This window comes from Streptomyces mexicanus, assembly GCF_902506575.1.
In the GTDB taxonomy this organism is placed as follows: Bacteria; Actinomycetota; Actinomycetes; order Streptomycetales; family Streptomycetaceae; genus Streptomyces; species Streptomyces mexicanus.
On the sequence record NZ_LR732581.1, the window covers coordinates 1 to 3,333 of the forward strand.

Annotated in this window: 2 protein-coding genes; one reads left to right on the forward strand and one right to left on the reverse strand. The window is 75.0% G+C overall.

From position 1 onward, the window contains the following. The first annotated feature begins 338 nt into the window (after positions 1 to 338). Positions 339 to 1,628: an MATE family efflux transporter gene (locus GV126_RS32615; RefSeq protein ID WP_159674596.1), complete on the forward strand. Its 1,290-nt coding sequence runs from the start codon at positions 339 to 341 to the stop codon at positions 1,626 to 1,628. Positions 1,629 to 1,648: 20 nt separating this feature from the next. Here the strand turns inward: GV126_RS32615 and GV126_RS32620 are convergent, their stop codons facing one another. Further along, on the reverse strand, positions 1,649 to 3,199 hold the full coding sequence (locus tag GV126_RS32620) for a hypothetical protein (RefSeq protein WP_236570334.1): 1,551 nt from the start codon (positions 3,197 to 3,199) through the stop codon (positions 1,649 to 1,651). Between the last annotated feature and the right edge of the window lie 134 nt (positions 3,200 to 3,333).

A 3,333-nucleotide genomic window follows, 5' to 3' on the forward strand; every position in this document is an offset into this window, starting at 1 on the left:
CGTCCGGGCCGCAGTCGCCGCGCTCGTCCGACCCACGCCCGCCCGCGTCCGAACCGTCTGCGCCCTGGCCGGGGGCGGTGCGCGGACCCGAGCCGTCTGCGTCCCCTTCGGGGCCGCCGCGTTCGTCCGACGCGCATGCGCTTCCGCCGGGATCGGCGCGCTCGTCCGACGCGCCCGCGTCCCAGCCGCGCCCGTCGTGCCCGCCCGAGCCGTCTGCGTCCCGGCGGGAGCCGCCACCCTCGCACGACGCACCCGCGCCTCCGCCGCAGTCGCCGCGCTCGTCCGACACACCCCCGCCCCCGCCCCAGCCGCCGTGTCCGCCCGACCCGGCCACGACCGTGTCCGGTCCGCCGCCCGCGCCCCGCGCGGCGCGGCGTGCGACGGCCGTGGTCGCCTCCGTGCTGGACCAGGCGGCGTCCAGCCTCACCAACATCGCGGTGCTGGTGATCGCCGCCCGGGTCTCCACCGTGCACGGCTTCGCCACGTTCTCGATGGTCTACCTGACCTTCACGGTGCTGCTCGGCGTCAACATGGCCTACGTCGGCCAGGCCGTCGTCCTCACCCGGGGCGGCGCCGCGGCCAGCGGGGGCGCCTGCCGGTCCGCGGTGTCCTTCACCGCGCTGGCCGCCACCGGCGTCGGTGCCCTGCTCGCCGCCGTCGGCGCGGTCACGGCTGCCGTCACCGGCGGCTGGGCCGGGCCGGGCGGCGCCTTCCTCGCCCTGGGACTCGTCCTGCCGCTGGTGCTGGTGCAGGACGGGCTGCGGTACGCGTTCTCCACCCTGCGCCGCCCCGGTCTGGCGCTGGCCGCCGACACCCTGCGCCTGGTGTGCGTGGTGCCCGCGCTGCTGGTGCAGCCCCGGCACTCCGCGCCGGGACTGCTCGTGGCCGTGTGGGGCGTGTCGGCCGTACCGGCGCTGCTGCTCGGTCTGCGCCTGCTGTGGCCGCATGTGCGCGGCACCCGGGCCGACCTGCGGCCTTATGTGCGCCGGGGCCACCTCGGGCAGCGTTTCGTGGTGGAGTTCGCCGTGGGCAACGCCTCCAGCCAGCTCGCCGTGCTGGGCCTCGGACTGTTCGCGGCCCCGCTGGCGGTCGGCGCGCTGCGCGGCGCCACCACGCTCTTCGGCCCGCTCAACGTCCTGTTCAACTCGGTCAACGCCTTCGGGCCGCCCCTGCTGGGCCGCCTCGGGGGCCGCCGTGCCGTCGCCCGAGCCGCCGCCGTGCTCGGCCTGGTGCTGTGTGCCGTCGGCCTCGCCTGGGGACTGGTGCTGCACGCCCTGCCCGCCCGTACGGGGCATCAACTCCTCGGCGCCACCTGGCAGTCGGCCGCCGCGCTGCTGCCCGCCTCGGGCGCCCAGTACGCGGTGATGGGCCTGGGCACCTGCGCCCTGGTGACCCTGCGGGTGCTCAGCCCGCGCGCCACCCTGTCGGTACAGGTGGTGTTCTCGCTGGTGTCCGTCGCCCTCATGCTCGGCGGGTATGCGCTGAGCGGGTCGGCGCTGGGCGCGGCCTGGGGGCTGGCCGCGGGGTCCGCCCTGAAGGCGGTGGCGGCCTGGACCCGTGTGGTCCGTCTGCCCGCGCAGGAGCCGCCGTCCGCCGCCGCGCCCGTCCCGGCGGCCCGCGTGGGCTGACGTCGGTTTCCCCGGGCGGTTCAGCGCAGTCCGGTGGCCCGGTCCTGCCGGAAGGTGGTGATCAGCGCGATGCACAGCGCCGCGATCGCCACCCGCCCCGACGCCTGCAGCAGCGGGCCCCGCAGCAGGATGAAGGAGTACCCGGCGACCAGCGGCACCACCAGCGCGATCAGGCTGCCCGGCGGGGCGCGGCGCACGGCCCGGCGCGCATAGCGGCGGTCCACCCGCGCCGCCGCGTACCCCAGGCCCCCGAAGCCCGCCGTCATGCCGACGGGGCCGAAGTCGATCCACAGCTCGGCCCACACCGGGGACGACAGGTTGGTGTTGACCGCGCCCATCCACTGGCCCACCGCCACCCCGGTGTCCATCGGCTTGCCCGGCCACACCGACCGGGGCACCGCGAACAGTACCGCGCCCGCCAGCTGGCGGCCGTAGGTGTGGCCCTGTCCGGACTGCACGTAGGTGATGGTGTTGGCGAACATCCCCACCTGGTCGTAGTCCTTGGCGGCCAGCGGCTCCAGCGGGGAGGTGGTCTGCAGCGGGCGGTAGTCGGCGGCGTCGTAGCGGAAGCGGTCGGCGAACGGGAAGACGATCAGCGCCACCACCACGCCCAGGCTCAGCGCGATCCGGTACAGCGCGGCGCTCACCGGGAACACGGTGAACAGCATCGAGAACAGGACGGTCAGGAACCAGAAACGCGGGTTGGAGATCGGGTTGTTGACCACCGCGTTCACCCCGGCGAGCGCCAGCCACACCGCGATGATCACCACCGAGCGGCGGGCCCGGCGGGAGGTCACCAGCCACCGGGTGTACACCAGCCACGCGATCAGCGCGGGCACGGTGCCGAAGCCGCGCACGATGGCCTGGCCCGCCTGCGAGTCCGCCTGCGACAGCCCCGCCTCCTCGACGCTGCTGATGATCTCCTGCCGGCTGCTGAAGAACACCGCCGGGCCGCCCAGCTTGAGCACCAGAAACGCCGAGCCGGCGAAGGCCAGCAGGGTCAGCAGGTACAGCCGGCGGCGGTGCACCAGCGCCGGACGCAGCCGCTGTGGCCGCTCCCGATCGGTGCGCTGACGGGCCAGCAGGCAGCCGATGTCGAAGGCGACACAGCCGATCAGGACCAGCGAGACCGCCTCGGTCAGGTCGGTGCGCGCCCCCACCACCGGGGTCGGGGTGCGCCCGAGCACGTCCTGGGCGAGCGGCGCCACACCCATCGCCATGTAGACGAACAGCCAGAACGATCCGGCCAGCAGCTTGCGGCGGCTGGTGAGGATCATCGCCGACAGCCGGACGCCCGCGTACACCGCCAGCGCCAGCTGCATCCACAGCGCCGAGTCGTGCGGGCCCGTGCCCGGCTGGACCAGTACCAGCAGCGGCAGGAACACCGAGAAACCGAGCACCAGCGGCACGGACAGCGCACGCGAGAGCAGGGTCCGCGGGGAGAACGGCGGCAGGGGGAAGGCACTTGCTGCACTCGGCTGGCCCGCGCCCGGATCCCGCCCGCCCGGCGTCCTCGTCGCCACCGCGCTCCGGTCCGTCCGCTCGCTGGTGCGGTCCGTGTGCTGCGTCATGGCGCCCCCGCCCCGAAGAAGATCCCTGGCGCAGTCTACTGACGGAACGCCCGTGCGGAACGGTCACCCACTAGAGTGAGCTGACGCGGCGTCTGGGGAGGCGCCCGCTCAGGGGGACGGACGGGGGACGGATG

Excerpts from the sequence above, each read along its gene's own strand:
- GV126_RS32620 (WP_236570334.1), bottom strand. The coding sequence starts at position 3,199 with ATGACGCAGCACACGGACCGCACCAGCGAGCGGACGGACCGGAGCGCG.